We start from the raw sequence: 18,692 nt of genomic DNA, 5'->3' as shown, positions 1-18,692 counted from the left end.
TCAGAAAATTATATTTTTTTAGCCGCCAAAAATAAAAGTATCCACCCGGCAATAAAACTAACACCGCCGAGCGGTGTTACAGCCCCTAACCATTTTATTCCCGAAATTGCCATAACATACAAACTTCCCGAAAATAGAACAATTCCTGTGGTAAGCAGTATTCCCGACCATTTTAAATAAACACCAGGCTTGTGCAAAGCAAAAACTCCAACCAGCAACAGTCCCAGTGCATGATAAAAATGATATTCGACTCCGGTTTTGTACACCTCCATCAATTCTGATGAAAGATGCGGTTTTAAGCCATGGGCTCCAAAAGCGCCAACACTTACCGCTATGGCCAGTAATACTGCGGCAATCAAAATTATTGTTCTTCCCATTTTTGTTAAACTAAGCTATCAGTCAACAACAAAATAAATTGCCTGATGTTCTCTCTGCATAACACACCGGCATTTAATACATACGCAGTGGTTGCCCTATTCGCAAGGTTGAACTCTCAGAAATTCGGTTTAACCTGCAAATTTCATTAATTGAAGTTTTAAACCTTCGAGAAATGGTCCACAACGAATCGCCCGAGCGTACTTTGTAATACTCCGGAACAGCTACATTGGTAGAGTAACCTTTAGGTTTTAGTTTTTTGTGCAGAGCCATTAAACTTTCCATTTCAGCTGCCTCGTCGCGAATTTTTTCTTCTTTAAAATCAAAAACCAACTCAGGGTCAAAAGGCTGTCCGTTTTCACGCATTTCAAAATGTAAATGTGCACCACGGGCCCGTCCGGTACTTCCGGCCAAAGCAATGGGCTCTCCTTTTTCAACGTGTTCGCCTTTCTTTTTTAAGAATTTAGACAGGTGTGCATAATAGGTTTGAATATTATTTCGGTGCTGGACAATGATTAAATTCCCAAAACCATATCCCCAGTTCGACCGGGCAATTATACCACTTTGCGAAGCAACTACCGTATCGCCTTTATACATTTTTATATCCGTACCGTAATGCATTCTTCCCGATCGGGGGCCAAAACGACTGATGATATAACCATCGTTTCCGGGAATTAAAAATTGTCCGAGATAGCCTTCAAGCGTATGCTCCGGAAAACTGTCGAGGGCAGTGCGGTACCCCGAGATACTGATTTCTTTATATACCTCGGGGAATGCGGTAATTTTTTTGCTCACAACCTGCCCTGTTGCCTGCCCCATTACAAAAACAATTGCTGTAAAAATAAATATGCAGTGTTTAAACATCCCACAAAAAAAGTCAAAAGATTTGAATATGTAAACGCCTAATCAGAGAAGAAATTACCTGCACGTGCAATTTCATGTTAACAAATGACTGAAACAATTAAAAAAAAAGGTAGCAGAAAAAAGCTTCTTTATCTTTGCAAAACACTACAGAACCAACAACAGCTTAAGCTTTTTCATTCATCAAAAAACAAAAAAAATGATTTATCTGGCAGATACTGCTGACATTGAGGCATTAAAGCAATTGTACGATTTTTTCCCTCTGGAGGGTGTTACAACCAATCCTACTATTTTAAAGCAATCGGGATTAAAACTTTCGGAAGCCATTAACACCATTGCTGAAATTGTAGGGAAAGGTACTATTCACGTACAGGTAATGTCGGCCAATGCTGATGAGATGGTTAAAGAAGCGAAAAGGTATAAAGAGTATTTTGATCTTGGAAATAACTTTTATGCAAAAATTCCGGTTTCGGTTGAGGGCTACAAAGCCATGCGTATGTTAAAAGAAGCAGGCATAAATGTAACAGCCACAGCTATTTTCACCCAACAGCAGGCACTTGTGGCATCGCGTGCCGGAGCGGATTTTGTTGCGCCTTACGTTAGCCGCCTCGACAATATTTCGTCGCATGGTATTGAAGTGGTTTCTGATATTGTTAAGAATACCAAAGAATTTAACCTGCCTACAAAAGTTTTGGCAGCAAGTTTTAAAACTGTCGATCAAATTCATCGGGTAAGTATGAACGGTGCACAATCGGCAACGATAAGCCCCGATTTGCTATTCCAGTTAATTAAGCACCCAATGACCGACATTAGTATTGCGCAATTTGAAGAGGACGGCAAAGAACTTTACGATATTTTATAAAACACAAATCATCGGGTGAATTAATTCTCATCCGGTGATTTTCTCTTTTTTACCATTGCTTGCTGAATTGGCAGGGTAAACGTGAACTCACTCCCTTTTCCCGGCTCACTTTTTAAACTGATTTCACCCCTGTGTTTTTCAATAAATTCTTTGCAAATTATTAAACCCAAACCGGTACCTTTTTCGCCCCGCGTACCTTTGCTGCCCACGTTGCTATCAAGCTGAAAGATTTTTTGCTGATTTTCTTTAGTAATGCCTATTCCATTGTCTTTAACCTTTACTACACAACAATTATTTTCGCGTAATACCGTTACCGAAATCTCTCCATCAACATGTGTAAATTTAATGGCATTGGCAAGCAGGTTTCGGATAATGGTTGCAAACATATTTTCATCAACACAAGCCTCCAGTTCTTCCCTGGCAAAAACTTCAATTAGTATATTTTTTTTAAGCGCAGCCTCTTCATGAAAACGCAGCAAATCCCTGATTTTATGCGGAATATTAATTTTTTCGGGCTGAAAAACAATCACATTTCGCTGCAAACGCGCCCAGGTTAGCAAATTGCCCAAAAGGTCGTTAGCCAGAACCGAAGACTTGTAAATATTAGCAATGTGATGCTCCTGCCGGAGTGGATCCATCTTTTTAAAACTTAGCAGCAGGTTTTCGGAAAAGCCAATAATTATATTAAAATGGTTGCGCAAATCGTGCCCAATAATGGAGAAAAATTTATCCTTGGCGCGGTTTAGCTCGTTTAGTTCGTTATTTTTTGCCCTGATAACCTGGTTCTGTTTCTCAATCTGAATGGTACGCTCCAGCACCTTTTTCTCCAGCTTTACCTTATCGAGCTGCAATCTCCTTTCTCGGAAATAAATAAACACCCAAACCACGAGCATTAAAATAAAAAAGTAAGCCAGATAGGCATACCTACTGGTATACCATGGTGGAAGAATTGAAATAGCTAAGCTTATTCCGTTTTCGTTCCACGTTCCGTCGTTATTTGACCCTTTAACCGCAAATGTATAATCGCCCAGAGGCAGGGCAAAAAAGGGCACAAACTTTCGGTTTCCTATTTCAATCCACTCGTCAGCAACGCCTTCCATTTTATAGGCGTATCTGTTTTTTTGCGGGTTGGTAAATTCAAGTGCGGCAAACTCAATGGTAAACGACTGCACCTTGTGGGACAGTACAATTTTCGTGGTTGTTGCAATATTTTCTTCTTTCTGTATGGCTCCTGTATTGGTTCGAAAAGCAGTAAAAACCATGTTTGGCAAATACGGATTTCCTCTCAACGAATCGGGGTAAAAAGTATTAAATCCATTCATCCCGCCAAATAACAATTCACCATCGTTGGCACAATAAGCGGCACGCAGGTTAAATTCAGGGCTTTGCAAACCATCTTCAGAAGTAAAAGTTTGAAGGCGCTTTTCATCAAGCAGAAAACGGCATAAACCATTCCCCGTTGCCAGCCACAAATCGTTGTTTTTGTCTTCAATAATGGCGTAAATATAATTGCTGGGCAAACCGTCTTTTTCATCAAAGTAACTGAATTTCTGATTTTGCTTATCAAAAATATTTATGGCTGCATTGGTGCCAATCCATATCCTGTTTAGGCTGTCTTCGCATAACGAAATTACAAAATCACTACTCAAGCCACCAACAGTTTTCCGGTAATGCTTCAGTTCATTGGTTTCGGGATTGTATAAATCCAGGCCACCGATAGTGGCAATCCATATTAAGCCATCTGAATCTTCAAGCAGACTGTAAACCAGATTAGAGCCAATTTGCCTTTTATCGGGGCCGTGCTGGTTAAAATGGATGAACTCTCCGGTTTTAGGATTAACATTGAAAAGTCCATTTGAAGTGCCTATCCAAAACTGTTCTTTTTTATCCTGAATGATGTGATAAATGCGGGTGTTTGTAAAAGCAGGCCAATTTGGCCGCTTAAAAATATCGCGCCAGTCTTCAAACCGTTCGTTTCCTTCGTCCCAGATAAAAATACCATTGCGGGTACCTAACCAAATTCTTTCGGAGTTATCTTTAAAAATTACGTGAACAAAATCATTAGACAAATGGTGGTTTCCCGGGTGTTGCGACGAATAATGAACCACCTCGTTGGTTTCGGGATCTACAATATTTAATCCTTGCCCCCAGTTACCAATCCATAATTTACCATCGGAATTTTTTAACATACCGGCAATAACATTTCCCATTAAGTTAACCGAGGCTGGCGAGTTGCTGTTACGGTATAGCCGGAATTTATCACGTTTTAAATCGGCTTTACTAACGCCCGACAAAGTACCCACCCACAGATTCTCCGAGCTATCGATAAGCAAACTTTGTACAATATTATGTGCCAAACCACTGTTGTCAGAAGTAAAATTTTGAATGGCATACCTGTTTTCAGCAAGTTCGGTTAGCAGAAAAATCCCCTCACCCTCAGTACCAACAATCAGTTGATTGTGTTTCGTTTCAACCAAGCTTCGTATACAGCTTGAAAATTTAAAAGCCTCCCCATTTTCCAGTTGAAACTGGTGTTCTTCAAAACACTGTGATTTAGGGTTGAAGCTAAACAGTCCGTTTGTACATCCTACCCAAATTCGGTATTTATTATCCTGAAACAAGGCGGTTACGTTTGCCGTTGCGAGGGTATCGCCAGGTTTTCGAACAAAATTATAACATTCAAAACCGCTGTGCGGCCCCTCCCAGCCACCAATTCCGTTTGTGCATCCTGCCCATATTTTTCCGGTGTGGTCTTGCAAAACGGGTTGTTTTACATCTTTAACCGCCGGATCAAAAGGGGCCTGACTTTGGTAGTGAGAAAACTCGTTTGAGTTATTATTAAAAATGGAAATTACCGGCGGCGTATGAATAAGCATACGTCCATCGTTAAGCTGCAGGTTGTCGTAACTGTGCAAAGTAATATCAGACGGATAATTGGTTTGATAACAAATGCGCACAAAACGATTATCGGCTACCACATATTTATTTAATCCACCTTTTGTGCCTATCCAAAGGTTACCGTCCTTATCTTCCGAGATGGCATAAATCCAGTTATTTGAAATAGAGGCAGAATCATTTGGCTGAAAACGAAACACCTTAAAAGACTCCCCGTCGAAGCGATTTAATCCGTTTTGCGTGCCCAACCAGATAAAGCCCTGCGAATCCTGAAAGAGGCAATTTACCACACTTTGCGACAAGCCTTCGGTAATGGAATAATTACTAAAAGTGAATTGCTGCGGGAAGGCAACAAACAGCAGCGCAAAGTTAATAATCAGCAAACAGCACAATCGTTTCATGGTAAGTTTTGTATAATAACTATTCAAATTAACCAGCGCAATGCGAAGTTGGTGATAAGTTCGGTTATATCAAAATTTGTCTTTGTTCGCAACAAATCATTACAAAACGATCTCCCGCTTAGTATTTGGGTGGAAAATAAGGTGCCTTTTCTGCTGTATTTCTGCTACTGATTTTTAGACTCAAAATAACTCAATCCGATACGCAACTCTCCGTAGCTGACCTCATTTCCGAAATGACCTTTGGCGGTTCCGAACGATTTGTCGTCAGTTTTTTCAAAATAAGCAGCTATTTTTTTTAATTTTTGCTCGTCAACCAATTGTGTTGCATCCAGTTCTCCGAGCTTAATGTAGTGGGCTAAATGCCCTTCAATTGTATTGGCTGACAATGCACGTTCCTTTGCGATATCATCAATGGATTTCCCGGCAACAAACAGTTCGTAACTCAGCAGCTTAGTATCTTTTTTTTCTTTCTTCTCCTGTTTTGGTTCCTGCAGCGGAATCTCCCCTTTTTCAATATTATTTTCAGCGCAGTAATGTTGGATTATCCCTGAAATATCGGCACCAAACTGGGTAATCTTTCGTGGCCCCAAACCATTAATCAGTTTTAAAGATGCTGTGTTGGTTGGCAGGTAAGTAACCAGGGCATACAATACTTTTTGCGAGAAAATCATGAAGGGAGGAATTGCAAGCTCACTGGCTTTTTCAGTTCGATAGTTGCGCAACTGTTCAAACAATTCCGGATGAGGAATATTCTCGAAATCAGTAATCTCTTTTGCTTTTTGTTGCCCTGAAGATTTGCTTTGTTTTACCAGCGTTTTGGCGCGCGAATCCATCAACCGTTTAACGTCAAATCCCTCCATGCACGACTCAAACGCTGTTAATTTTAATTGAACATCTTCTCTCAAATCGCTTACATATCGTTTCAACTGGCGTTTTATCTCCTTATTATCAATATCCAAATCGGCCTTTTTAATTCCATCGGCCATAATGTGCTGTACTTTCTCGCCAAAATAGGCAGCAGCTTTTTTTACCCGTTCCTGCAAATTATCGTTCTTGTAAACATCAGGCTGTTGCCGCAATAAGTCAGTAATTTGCTTATGAAATCTGGCCGCCACTTCAACAATCTCACTTTCATGGCTGTTTCGTAATTTTTCCAGCTGCGCAATGGTTACTTCCGGGAAACTCCCTTTATTTTCGTTAACCAGTTTTGCTATGTTTCGCAACAAGTGTTCCGAGCGGTAAAAGCGAAAAACCTCGGCAAGTTGTTCTTTCTGAAAAGCCAATCGGGCAGCATTCAATTCCTGTTCTCCTGGCTGGTTTTCTTCTACCTCGCGAATAAAACTGCTAACAGTTTGATCATTTACAATGCTTCTGCCGGCAATTGGTGTAGACAGCACCATTCCTTCGAGCGACTTGCACCGGCTTAAAGCCACATAAACCTGTCCGTGGGCAAACGACGCCTCTGCATCAATAATTGCCTTATCAAAAGTTAAGCCCTGGCTTTTATGAATGGTTATTGCCCAGGCCAGTTTCAAAGGTATCTGGGTATAAACGCCTTCAATTTCCTCACGTATCTCTCCGGTTTCTTTATCAATAGAATACTTGTAGTTTTCCCAGTTTTGTGCTTCTACTTCTATTTCTTCATCCTCGCCGGGGCAAAGCACAAAAATCTGGTTGCCGTTAATAGTTTGAATTTGCCCGATTTTGCCGTTAAAAAAACGTTTTTCAGGATTCGAATCGTTTTTCACAAACATAACCTGCGCACCAACTTTTAATTCCAAATCAAAATCAGTAGGATATGAATATTCGGGAAACTTACCTTCTACTTTTGCGGTAAACACTTGTTTCTTTCCAGCCAATGCATGCAGTTTAGATTCGTTAATACGCTGTGCATTAACGTTATGCGTACAAAGCGTAATATAACCTTCCTCGTCGCCGGGTTTAAAATCGGGCTGATGACGGGCATTTAAAACGCTACGTGCCTCATCATCAAGCTTATTCTCGCGAACTTTGTTTAAAATAGAAATAAACTTTTCATCTTGCTGCCGAAACACTTCGGTAAGTTCAATACTCACATGCGGGAATTCTTTGAGTGCCTTGCTGCTAAAAAAATAGGGCGTATCGTATTCGCGACGCAACAAACCCCACTCCTCGTTTCTTACCACAGGTGCCAATTGCTGCAAATCGCCAATCATTAAAAGCTGTGCGCCCCCAAAGGGCTTTCGTCTGTTTTTAAAACGTCGCATTGTTCGGTCAATAGCATCAAGAATATCGGCCCTCACCATACTTATCTCATCAATGATAAGTAAATCAAGGCTACGCATAATATTAATTTTCTCTTTTGAGAAACGCTGCTCTCCACTGTGTTTACTTTCCTGACCGATCTGGGGTGCAAACGACAGCTGAAAGAATGAATGAATGGTAACACCGCCGGCATTTATAGCTGCAACTCCTGTAGGCGCTACTACCACCATCCGTTTAGGCGAGCGTATTTTCAGGTTGCGTAAAAAGGTAGTTTTTCCGGTACCGGCTTTCCCGGTTAGAAAAATATTTTGCCCGGTGTATTGTACAAAGTCAAAGGCTAATTGAAGTTGTTTGTTGGTTTTCATTTGTCTCAGATTGATTGTATTCAAAATAGCCAGAAATTATTAATTATCAGTGGCAGTATTATTACGACGATTAAATATAATCAGAATTTTTTATTTGCACACAGCAACAATTCATCGTAGGCCTGGCCGTCAACCACAGCTTCAATCACCACCGGCCCATTTTGGTTAAAAGCTTCATTTAATGCATTAACGTAGGCTGTTTTATTCATTGCTCGAATTACAGGTACTCCAAAATAATGGTTTGTTGCCTGTTCTGTCCGAATTTCCAAATCTGTTCCGTAAGCGGCATTAAAACCTTTTTTTTGTTGTTTTATACGAATTAACGACAAGCTATTGTCATAAATTACCACAAAAACAATTTTAAGCTTGAGGCGTTTTGCGCTTGCCAATTCTCCGGCCATCATTGCAAAACCTCCGTCGCCCATTAATGCAACCACCGGCAAATCGGGCTTGCACAACTTTGCAGCCAGAGCCGCCGGAATGGCAAATCCCATGCTCGACCATCCGTTGGTCATCAGTAAATTCTCTGGTTTAGGCGTACGCCACAGCTGCCCCACCAGGTGTAAATGAGCGCCTACATCAACGGTTAAAATTCCTTCGTCGGGTAAAATTTTGCGCAATTCATTAACCACTGCCAGCGGCCCAAAACAGTCTGGTTCAGGCCTCAGCTTTTCGAAAATTTGTCGTTTATTCTCCTGCACAAACTTTACATCCCAATGTTTTGGTTCAATTTCCAGTTGAAGCAATTCATTCAGTGCAACATCAAGAGCTCCAAGCACATTACATACCTCCCGAATTTGTCCGGAAGCCACATCGGCTTCTATGCAATCGATATGAATTAAGGGGACTTCGGGCATCCAGTCTTCGTAATTAAACTCAACCGGATCGTAACCTATGCCAATAACCAAATCGGCCTGTCCATATACCTCAGCAACTGCATCTGATAAAGCATGAAAAAGCACGCCGGCATACAAAGGATGATCTTCGGGAAACAGTCCCTTTGCCATTGGAGTTAACACCACCGGCACCTGAAACTTTTGGGAAAGTGCAACAAGTTGTTCACCAACCTGCGCGTGCACGGCTGACAAGCCAACAGCCAGAACCGGTTTTTTACTTGTTTGAATAAGCTTCTCAACTTTAGCCAATTGCTCGGCAAGCAATGGCGCCCATCGTTTTTTCTCCAGGCGCAGGTAATCTACTTCCGATTTGGTTTTCGGCACCGGGTTTTGCCCTATTCCAGCCGGAATTCCTATGTGCACAGCACCAGGCGTTTTGTCGCTTGCAATGCCTGCCCCTTTTAATATAATTTCCTCAAGGTTATGTTGGTTAAGGCGGGTTGTCCATTTGGTTATGGGAAAAAACAGCTGTTGTTGGTTGATGTTCATTTGCACGGTTCGAGCGAGCAGCTTATCAGGCATTTCATCGGTAAAGGCCAAAAGCGGAAACCTATCGAGCTGTGCACCACCGACCCCCGTGCTTAAGTTGGTTGCCCCCGGGCCAAAAGTAGCAAAACACACACCCGGAACTCCTGTTAGTTTGCCACAAACACCTGCCATAAAAGCTGCAGTAGCTTCGTGTCCTACCAAAACAAATTCAATTCCCTCTTCCTTGCGAATTGCTTCGATATAATCAATCATATTTCCGCTGGGAACCCCAAAAACGAATGTAACTCCGATTTTTTTTAAGGTGTGGGCAAATACTTGTGCAACTGTTGACATGCTTCTCTATTTTCAGCTAATTTAAAGCCAATTTTAGGAGAAAACAAAAGCAAAATTAATAGCTGTGGCCAGTGCGTGATTCAGGAAATCATTTCCTGAAGTTTATCGAGGTCAAAATCAGGTTCGCTTATTATAAACTGTGCCTGCGAGTAAAATTGCTTCCTCTTTTTTAGTGTTTCATCAATAAATGCTACCAATTCTTCGCGCGATTTTCCTTTTATTAACGGCCGTTCAGTTTTAGAAGAAAGCAACCTGTCGGCAAGAATTGCCGGATCAATATTCAGAAAAACTGTTTTTCCGGTTTTATTCATTAAATCGATATTATCAAAAAAACACGGGGCACCTCCACCGGTAGCAATAACTACATCGGTAAATTCCGATAGTTCTTCCAGTGCTTTACGCTCTTTTTCTCTAAATCCGTCTTCTCCATAGTCGGCAAAAAGCTGAGGTACTGTTTTACAGTTTCGTTCCTCAATGTAATCGTCCATATCAACAAACTGCACACCAAGGTGTTCCGAAAAGCGTCTTCCCAGTCTTGATTTTCCACAGCCCATATATCCAATTAAATATACTCGCATTCTTTAGTTTTTTAATACCGTAAAAGCACTATTTTATTAAAATAACGACATCTGGCTGGTGTCTCCATCTTTTTCATCATCATCCTTTTTGGGGCGTTTTATTTCAAAAGGAATATCTTCAATATCTTTCTTTTCAGCCGTTTTTGTTTCTTTTTCCTCATCTTCCGGTTCCGGCTCTTCATCCCGATGATCGTAGTCGTCTTTTATTATCGGCTCAATTTCTTTAATATTATTCACCTCGTAATTCGACAAGCGCTTACCTTTTGCCTTCCATGACTTTACACCAATAAATTCGGCAACTTCAATAATTTCAGGATCGCGCTCGGCATTTTTCCCTCCAAATGTTAGCTCGAGGCGTGGGTAATGCACCCAGGTTAAACTTATTAGTTTATTGTCTTTGTTATCGCCGATAAAACGTATGAGCTTGCCTTCGGGTTCATCAATTTCAAATCGTTTTACATAGTAATAATCCTGGTCGGCATCGTAATAAACTACCGATAATATTTTGCGTTTATCAAATTTCTCGATCACCAGAATATCTTGTTGAAAGTGGTTGCTCAAGTCGTAGTTATACAACTGAAACTCTCCGTTTTTGTAGATTACCAGAATCTGTTCTTCACCCGAGAACTCGCCCAGGAAAGTACCCCGGCTATCGGCATTAAGTCGTAAAACATCAGGGTCGAACCAGATTTTTCGTCCGCCAAGCGTTGACACGCCTTTTTCTTTCAGGGTAATTTTATGAACATCGTTTTTGGTAAGAATGTTCCCCATCGACTGGCGACCTTTTATGGCCAGTTCTCCCAGGTCTTCTTCAAAAATTAGCTTTTTTAAACGCGGCTTTGGCTTCAGCACCACTTTTAGCACTTCTGCTTCGCCATTCGGGTTGGCAGAGAAATACACAATGCGCGAGCCTTTTGTTTCTTTGGTAAGGTTGTATTCTTTGTCGCGGGTTACGCCCGTTACAAAAAAGCGTTTCATGTAATAAAAACCGCTTTCGCCGTCTTTGTATACCACGTTGTAAATCGTACGCTTGTCGTTTTTCTTAAAAACGGCCAGGTGTAAAATGTTTTTCCCGATAAAGGCTTTATCCGTTACTTTTGTGATAAAGTAAGACCCGTCGCGGCGGAAAATAACAATATCATCGATATCAGAACAATCGCAAACAAATTCAGCTTTTTTAAGCGATGTGCCCATAAATCCTTCTTTGCGGTCGACAAAAAGTTTTTCATTTTTCACAACAACTTTGGTAGCCACAATATTTTCAAAACTCCTGATTTCGGTTTTCCGCTCTTTACCCTTACCATATTTTTGCTTCAAGTGCTTAAACCAGGCAATTGTAAAATCTACAATATTTTCGATGTTGTGCTCCACCTCGGCAATTTCGTCTTCAATGGCCTGCAAATGGTCGTTCGCTTTGTCTTTATTAAATTTCAGGATTCGCGCCATCCGAATTTCCATCAGGCGTAAAATATCTTCGCGGGTTACTTCTCTCCTCAGTTTGGGTTTCCATGGTTCAAGACGCTTATCGATATGTGCCACGGCCTGATCCATGTTTTCGGAATCTTCAAACTTTTTATCCTTGTAAATTCGCTCTTCAATAAATATTTTTTCCAACGATGAAAAGTGCCATTGCTCTTCCAACTCCGATTTTCGAATCTCTAATTCGAGCTTTAGCAGTGCCTTTGTTGAATCGGCTGATCGCTTCAAAATTTCGGAAACACCAATAAAGTGGGGTTTATCGTTTTCGATAATACAGGCATTGGGCGATAAGGACACTTCGCAATCGGTAAATGCATAAAGGGCATCAATGGTTTTATCTGACGATACTCCGGGCGACAGATGCACCAGTATTTCTACATTTTCGGCTGTATTATCATCAATCTTTTTTACTTTAATTTTGCCTTTGTCGTTGGCTTTAATTATCGATTCAATTAAAGTTGAAGTTGTTTTTCCATAGGGAACCTCATTAATAACAAGGGTTTTATTATCGCGTTTTTCAATTTTTGCCCGAACTTTTACCGACCCTCCGCGCAAACCATCATTGTATTTGCTAAAATCAGCCGATCCTCCTGTTGGAAAATCCGGAAACAGTTCAAAATCTTTTCCTTTTAAGTAAGCGATTGAAGCATCAATTAATTCGAGAAAATTGTGCGGAAACATTTTAGATGCCAGCCCCACGGCAATACCATCAACTCCCTGGGCCAACAACAATGGGAATTTAACGGGTAGGGTAACCGGCTCTTTTTTACGGCCGTCATACGATAATTTCCATTCGGTGGTTTTGGGATTAAATAAAACCTCCAACGCAAATTTAGTGAGCCGTGCCTCAATGTATCGGGGAGCTGCCGACCCGTCGCCGGTTAAAATGTTTCCCCAGTTTCCCTGCGTGTCAATCAGCAAATCTTTTTGCCCCAATTGCACAATGGCATCGCCAATAGATGCATCGCCATGTGGATGATACTGCATGGTTTGCCCGATAATATTGGCCACTTTATTGTACCGGCCATCATCCATTTCGCGCATGGCATGCATAATACGACGCTGCACAGGTTTTAAGCCATCGTTAATGTATGGCACTGCCCTTTCGAGTATTACATACGAGGCGTAATCCAGAAACCAGTCGCGGTACATCCCCGACAGGTAGGTTACTTCCTCTTTTATATTATCATCCTGAATTTCTTCGTGATTTAAATTCTCTTCTGACATGCTACTTTTTGAAAATTATCGTGCTCCCTCTCGGGATAGCTGTGTTACATTACTTCGTCTTTCTCAACATACAGGTTATCAATAATAAACTCCTGCCTTTCGGGAGTGTTTTTACCCATGTAATATTCCAGCATTTGCGACACCGATTCATGCTTTTTCATTTGCACCGGATCGAGTCGTATATCTTTTCCAATAAAATGTTTGAATTCATCAGGCGAAATTTCTCCCAAACCTTTAAATCGTGTTATTTCGGGTTTGCCGCGCAGTTTATTAATCGCTTTTTGTTTTTCTTCCTCAGAATAACAGTAGTAGGTTTTCTGCTTATTTCTAACCCTGAAAAGCGGCGTTTGTAAAATATAAACGTGCCCTTTTTTAATTAACTCCGGGAAAAACTGCAAAAAGAATGTTATCAGCAACAAGCGAATATGCATACCATCCACATCGGCATCGGTAGCGATAATTACGTTATTGTAACGCAAATCTTCCATACTTTCCTCGATGTTTAAGGCGGCCTGCAAAAGGTTAAACTCTTCGTTTTCGTAAACCACCTTCTTGGTTAGCCCAAAGGTATTCAGCGGCTTCCCTTTCAAACTAAATACAGCCTGGGTGTTTACATCGCGTGATTTTGTAATGGAACCACTTGCCGAGTCGCCCTCGGTAATAAAAATACACGAGTCTTCTTTTCGTTCATCCTTACCATTAAAATGGATACGGCAATCGCGCAATTTTTTGTTGTGCAGATTGGCTTTTTTTGCCCGTTGGCGGGCGAGTTTTTTTACTCCCGATATTGCTTTGCGTTCGCGCTCCGACTCAACAATTCGTTTTAACAACACTTCAGCAGTTTCCTGGTTTTTATGCAGGAAGTTATCGAGTTCTTTTTGAAGAAAGTTACCCACATGCGCCCTCACGGAAGGGCCGTCGGGGCCAATATCCTTTGAGCCTAATTTTGTTTTGGTTTGCGACTCAAATACAGGCTCTTCTACTTTAATGCTAACAGCTGCCACAATTGACGCACGGATATCCGATGGGTCAAAATCTTTCTTGTAAAAATCTCTGATTGTTTTCACTAAAACCTCTCGAAAAGCCTGTAAATGAGTCCCTCCCTGGGTGGTGTGTTGTCCGTTAACAAACGAATAATAATCCTCCCCATATTGGTTTCCATGCGTTATGGCAACCTCAATATCCTCGCCTCTTAAATGTATAATTGGGTAAATTGGGTCGTGATCCATATTTTCCTCGAGCAAATCACGTAATCCGTTACGAGAGTAATACCTTTCGCCGTTGTACTCAATGGTTAATCCGGCATTTAAGAAGGTATAATTTTTCATCATATTCACGATATAATCGTTCATATAACGGTACTTCTTAAAAACCCCTTCATCAGGAACAAAAGTTACCTGAGTGCCATTTTCTTCTTCACTATTTTTATAGTCTTTTTCATCTTGTTTTACCCCCTGGCTAAATACTACTTCTTTGGCAACGCCTTCGCGCACTGCTTTTATGGTAAAGTTAATCGACAGTGCATTTACGGCTTTAATACCAACCCCGTTAAGCCCTACCGATTTTTTAAAAACTTTATTGTCGTATTTCGCTCCGGTGTTCATTTTACTTACAACATCAACCAGTTTGCCCAATGGAATTCCCCGGCCAAAATCGCGAATTGTAACCTGATCCTGATCAACTTTTACAATGATTTTCTTTCCGTGCCCCATCATAAATTCGTCGATAGAATTATCCATCACCTCTTTTAGCAACACATAAATTCCATCATCGGCAGAGGTTCCGTCTCCCAATTTCCCGATATACATTCCCGGACGCCGCCGGATATGCTCCTGCCAATCTAATGTTTTAATTGTACCTTCGTCGTAATTTGCGCTCATACTTCCATCTCAAGAATAAACCTTTCGAAATTTTGCAAACCCTGTTTCCCTTAATGATTGCGCTTGCGAGGGATTGTTTTTTCAAGAAAATACAGAATTTACCCAATTGTCACAAATATAATTAAATCATCAACTTTTCAAGAGAATTCACCCGGGCAATAACTAACAATTCATCGTTGAAAAATAGAAGATAAGTTTTAGAGCAGAAGTAAGCGAAGGCGACTATGCACAATTAGTTTGTTGCTGCAATTCGCAAGTGGAAATTTTCTTTAGCGGACATCAGATTATACCCATCTTTTTCATCAGAAACGTTGCATTCATTGTTTGAGTAACTCCCTCTGAAAGTTTGTAATCAAAAATCAGCTCATTGTTTTCTATTTTAATCTCGAAGCAACGATTAAATACCTTCCCCGGCAACTCATCCTGCATTTGACTCAATTTCAAATCATGCGTTGCAACTAAGGCTGCACACTTGTGTTGTGCCAGTTTTCGCAGTAATTCTTTTGAGCCGTTTAGCTTGTCAACCGAATTGGTTCCTTTTAACATCTCGTCAAGAATTACAAAGATTTGCTCGCCTGTGGCAAGCCTGTCAAGCACATTTTTTATCCGCTTTAACTCGGCAAAAAAGTACGACTCATCTTTTAACAAAGAGTCGGTGGTGCGCATGTTGGTATACAAATCGAGTGGAGAAATCTGCATGCGGGTTGCACATACCGGCGCTCCTATTTCGGCCAGCAGAATATTAACACCAACCGTTCGCAAGAATGTACTTTTCCCGGCCATATTGGCGCCGGTTACAATCATTATTTGCGACCACCCCCTCATTTCCAAATCATTGCACACTCGCTTATCAGGTTTTAACAAGGGGTGCCCCAGGCCCTGTGCATTAAAAACAAAACCGGCTTCAATTAATTCGGGATATTCAAATTCGGGATGATTATTGGCATAGTTTGCCAAACTTACCAATGAGTCGATTTCAGCCAAAACATCAAGCCATACTGCCAGTTGTTTACTATTTGCCTGATGCCACTTCCAAAGTTGGTATACGCAACGGATATCCCAGGTTAAAATGCCGTTTAAAGCAATCCCAACCAATATATTCTGACGGAATTCAAAAACCTTCACCAGGCTGGCCAGTTGATTAAATAGTTTTCCGGCTGATGGTTCTGAAATTTTATTCTGAAGACGAAGAAGATATGATGAAGTAAATTCAGCTTCTTCCACCTGTTCTAATAATTGCATATACTTGGCCAGGAGCTCCGATTTTCGGCCAAAAAAACTGAAATACTGATTAATTTTTTTCGTCCACGAAAACAACAACCCGAACTGCGCAACAAGCATACCCCCGAGAAAAAAGCCACTTCCGCCTATCAAAGCAAAAATAGCAGCAAGCAATGTTATTGCTGGCAGCAACCACAGCAACCATTTTATCGGCTTTTCATTTTTCAGCAACAGCTCCATTTCAGCCCACGCATGAATTTCTTTAAACTGTTCTTCCGATTCATGAAATAGATTTCCTTCCGTTAAAAACTCCAAACGCCAAAGGGGATGTGCCGCCAACTCCTGAACAGCCTGTTGCCTTTCCCGAATCTTGCTCGGATTCTTTATCGGATTTAATAAACAATCAGCTAATTTCTTTTTCCCTCCAACGGTTGTGGTACGGTTTAAAAACTGAAAAAGCGACCCTTTGCCAAACAAATCAAGATCGTAGGAATAAGGATGATTGATGCTTAAAAACTCTTCACCACAATAAAAATGCAGAAAGGAATGATCGAGCGCTTTTAGTTCATCTTCCAACAGTTTTTTCTTTACAATTAATTTTTGCTTCCTTTTTTCGAGCTGAACATTCTTTTTTATCAGGTAAAAGAACAAGACAATTAAGGGCAACATCAGACACAATGAAATGATGCTCCATCCGGCAACAAAAATCGGAATAAAAATGGCAACAAAGGTAACGAAACGTAACCAGGCCATACGTTTTACTTTTGTCGTAACCTGTAACAGTTGGCTGGTATAAACCAAAAGTTTTTGTTTATAAATTTTGGAGGGACTGCCCATTTACAAATAGTTGTAATGATGAAGCAAGTACGAAACAATAAAAGCTGTTGTTAGTAAAACAACAAATACCAATAAAAGCGTTCCGGCATCTTTTACTGGCAAGGCCGTTTTTTCAATTTTTGGTGATCGCGCAAAAAAGAAATGATTTTCGATAAACATCAGTAATTTGTAGACACTAAAACCAACACCCCATCCTAAAAGTGCACCGCCAAGCAAATCGAGCGGATAATGCACTCCCGAATAAATACGCGAATAACAAAACATTAACACCCAGCCAAGCATTAATAAGTAAAAACTCCGGCTTTTGAAAATGCGCGAGGTAAATACCATTATTGCTACAGAGTTGGCTGCGTGCGACGAAACAAAACCAAAGCGGCCTCCTTTTCGCAACACATTATGCACCAGATGTTCGATTGACGGCTCGTAAACGGGCCGAAGGCGTTGAATCGTGTTTTTTAACAATACCGAAAGCTGATCGCTTGCCAAAACCACCAATGCCAGCGCCAGAATAATTAAGATAGCTTTGGTTCGGTAATTTTTTACAATAAAAAAAAGAATACAAAGAAAAAAAGGAATCCATGTTTCTTTGCGGGTTATCAGCAACATCATGGTATCCCAAAAGTCGTTGTAAAAACCATTAAGAAACAAAAACAACTCTTTATCCAGTTCCAGTATTTGTTTAAAAAACTCCATCAACTATTTAATATTTCCCAGATTTTGTCTTTTAACTGTTGAATGTTTATTCCGGATACCGACGAGAAAAACAAGTGAGGAATATCTTTTAACTCCCGGCTTATTTCAGCCATAAGCTCCTCGTCCAGCATATCGGCTTTACTTATAGTTAAAAAACGCTGTTTATCAAGAAGTTCCGGATTGTATTTCTCCAACTCGTTCAACAATATTTTATACTCTTTTAAATGATCCTTACTATCGGCCGGTACCATGAACAACAACATCGAGTTTCGCTCGATATGCCTTAAGAAACGTAATCCCAGCCCCCGGCCTTCGTGGGCACCTTCAATAATTCCGGGAATATCGGCCATAACAAACGACCTTTGTTCGCGATGCCCAACAATACCGAGATTGGGCACCAGGGTAGTAAACGGATAATCGGCAATTTTTGGTTTTGCTGCTGACACCACCGAGAGCAAGGTTGATTTGCCTGCGCTAGGGAAACCAACCAGACCAACATCGGCCAGTACTTTTAGTTCCAGAATTTTCCAGCCTTCTTCGCCTTCTTCGCCCGGTTGCGCATAGCGTGGTGTTTGATTGGTTGACGATTTAAAATGATCGTTACCCAGGCCTCCGCGACCGCCTTTCATTAACACCTGCTGTTCGCCATGTTTGGTAATTTCAAACAAAAACTCGCCGGTTTCTACATCTCTGGCAATCGTTCCAAGAGGTACTTCCAGATAAATGTCTTCTCCATCAGCACCTTTACTGCGTTGTTTTCCACCAGACTCGCCATGTCCGGCTTTAATATGTTTCCGGTATTTTAAATGCAAGAGCGTCCACATTTGCTCATTACCTTCAAGAATAATGTGCCCTCCACGGCCACCATCGCCACCATCGGGGCCACCTTTGGCAACATATTTTTCTCTTCGTAAATGTGCCGAACCAGCACCACCATTCCCCGACTGACAATGAATTCTTACGTAATCAACAAAATTGGTTTCTGCCATTTAATCCTGTACTTCCTGTTTGCAACTAATAACACATGGGGCATAACTTTTCTCCCCCTATACTTTT

The 18,692-nt window shown here is 41.0% G+C and carries 12 protein-coding genes; 1 reads left to right on the top strand and 11 read right to left on the bottom strand.

Annotated elements, in window-relative coordinates; genetic code table 11:
* Positions 1 to 8: 8 nt before the first annotated feature.
* Both QZ574_RS04130 and QZ574_RS04125 read right to left on the bottom strand, forming a co-directional pair.
* Positions 9 to 377 (bottom strand): DUF423 domain-containing protein, encoded by a 369-nt coding sequence (locus QZ574_RS04130; protein ID WP_297087078.1) that lies wholly within the window; start codon positions 375 to 377, stop codon positions 9 to 11.
* Between the two features lie 73 nt (positions 378 to 450).
* Positions 451 to 1,239 (bottom strand): M23 family metallopeptidase, encoded by a 789-nt coding sequence (locus QZ574_RS04125; protein WP_297087075.1) that lies wholly within the window; start codon positions 1,237 to 1,239, stop codon positions 451 to 453.
* A gap of 196 nt (positions 1,240 to 1,435) precedes the next feature.
* Here QZ574_RS04125 and QZ574_RS04120 point away from each other — a divergent pair, with 196 nt between their 5' ends.
* Positions 1,436 to 2,098, top strand: coding sequence for a transaldolase family protein (locus QZ574_RS04120; protein WP_297087073.1), 663 nt, complete (start codon positions 1,436 to 1,438; stop codon positions 2,096 to 2,098).
* A gap of 20 nt (positions 2,099 to 2,118) precedes the next feature.
* Here the strand turns inward: QZ574_RS04120 and QZ574_RS04115 are convergent, their stop codons facing one another.
* The 9 genes from QZ574_RS04115 to obgE form a co-directional block, all read right to left on the bottom strand.
* The gene (locus tag QZ574_RS04115; RefSeq protein WP_297087071.1) at positions 2,119 to 5,394 is read right to left on the bottom strand and encodes a sensor histidine kinase; all 3,276 of its coding nucleotides are present in this window, start codon (positions 5,392 to 5,394) and stop codon (positions 2,119 to 2,121) included.
* Between the two features lie 164 nt (positions 5,395 to 5,558).
* Positions 5,559 to 8,003, bottom strand: a complete 2,445-nt coding sequence (locus tag QZ574_RS04110) for a helix-turn-helix domain-containing protein (RefSeq protein WP_297087069.1) — start codon at positions 8,001 to 8,003, stop codon at positions 5,559 to 5,561.
* Positions 8,004 to 8,083: 80 nt separating this feature from the next.
* The gene (locus QZ574_RS04105; RefSeq protein WP_297087067.1) at positions 8,084 to 9,721 is read right to left on the bottom strand and encodes a thiamine pyrophosphate-binding protein; all 1,638 of its coding nucleotides are present in this window, start codon (positions 9,719 to 9,721) and stop codon (positions 8,084 to 8,086) included.
* 80 nt (positions 9,722 to 9,801) lie between these two features.
* Complete coding sequence (locus QZ574_RS04100) at positions 9,802 to 10,299, bottom strand: shikimate kinase (protein WP_297087065.1); 498 nt, start codon at positions 10,297 to 10,299, stop codon at positions 9,802 to 9,804.
* A gap of 36 nt (positions 10,300 to 10,335) precedes the next feature.
* Positions 10,336 to 13,005, bottom strand: coding sequence for a DNA gyrase/topoisomerase IV subunit A (locus QZ574_RS04095; RefSeq protein WP_297087063.1), 2,670 nt, complete (start codon positions 13,003 to 13,005; stop codon positions 10,336 to 10,338).
* Between the two features lie 44 nt (positions 13,006 to 13,049).
* Entirely contained in the window at positions 13,050 to 14,885 is a 1,836-nt protein-coding gene (locus tag QZ574_RS04090) for a DNA topoisomerase IV subunit B (protein WP_297087061.1), read from the bottom strand.
* A 279-nt stretch (positions 14,886 to 15,164) separates the two neighbouring features.
* On the bottom strand, positions 15,165 to 16,943 hold the full coding sequence (locus QZ574_RS04085; RefSeq protein WP_297087058.1) for a hypothetical protein: 1,779 nt from the start codon (positions 16,941 to 16,943) through the stop codon (positions 15,165 to 15,167).
* Positions 16,944 to 17,636: a phosphatase PAP2 family protein gene (locus tag QZ574_RS04080; protein WP_297087056.1), complete on the bottom strand. Its 693-nt coding sequence runs from the start codon at positions 17,634 to 17,636 to the stop codon at positions 16,944 to 16,946.
* A complete protein-coding gene (obgE, locus tag QZ574_RS04075) occupies positions 17,636 to 18,625 on the bottom strand; it encodes a GTPase ObgE (protein ID WP_297087053.1) in 990 nt (329 codons plus the stop codon). The genes QZ574_RS04080 and obgE overlap by 1 nt, the downstream gene beginning before the upstream one ends.
* Positions 18,626 to 18,692: the final 67 nt, after the last annotated feature.

The sequence above is a fragment of the uncultured Draconibacterium sp. genome (genome assembly GCF_913063105.1).
GTDB lineage: Bacteria > Bacteroidota > Bacteroidia > Bacteroidales > Prolixibacteraceae > Draconibacterium.
This window is presented reverse-complemented; position numbering and strand designations above follow the sequence as displayed.

Coding starts and splice junctions, on each gene's coding strand:
- QZ574_RS04090 (WP_297087061.1), bottom strand. CDS start 14,885: ATGAGCGCAAATTACGACGAAGGTACAATTAAAACATTAGATTGGCAG.
- QZ574_RS04125 (WP_297087075.1), bottom strand. CDS start 1,239: ATGTTTAAACACTGCATATTTATTTTTACAGCAATTGTTTTTGTAATG.
- QZ574_RS04100 (WP_297087065.1), bottom strand. CDS start 10,299: ATGCGAGTATATTTAATTGGATATATGGGCTGTGGAAAATCAAGACTG.
- QZ574_RS04110 (WP_297087069.1), bottom strand. CDS start 8,003: ATGAAAACCAACAAACAACTTCAATTAGCCTTTGACTTTGTACAATAC.
- QZ574_RS04120 (WP_297087073.1), top strand. CDS start 1,436: ATGATTTATCTGGCAGATACTGCTGACATTGAGGCATTAAAGCAATTG.
- QZ574_RS04115 (WP_297087071.1), bottom strand. CDS start 5,394: ATGAAACGATTGTGCTGTTTGCTGATTATTAACTTTGCGCTGCTGTTT.
- QZ574_RS04130 (WP_297087078.1), bottom strand. CDS start 377: ATGGGAAGAACAATAATTTTGATTGCCGCAGTATTACTGGCCATAGCG.
- QZ574_RS04105 (WP_297087067.1), bottom strand. CDS start 9,721: ATGTCAACAGTTGCACAAGTATTTGCCCACACCTTAAAAAAAATCGGA.
- QZ574_RS04080 (WP_297087056.1), bottom strand. CDS start 17,636: ATGGAGTTTTTTAAACAAATACTGGAACTGGATAAAGAGTTGTTTTTG.
- QZ574_RS04095 (WP_297087063.1), bottom strand. CDS start 13,005: ATGTCAGAAGAGAATTTAAATCACGAAGAAATTCAGGATGATAATATA.
- QZ574_RS04085 (WP_297087058.1), bottom strand. CDS start 16,943: ATGGGCAGTCCCTCCAAAATTTATAAACAAAAACTTTTGGTTTATACC.
- obgE (WP_297087053.1), bottom strand. CDS start 18,625: ATGGCAGAAACCAATTTTGTTGATTACGTAAGAATTCATTGTCAGTCG.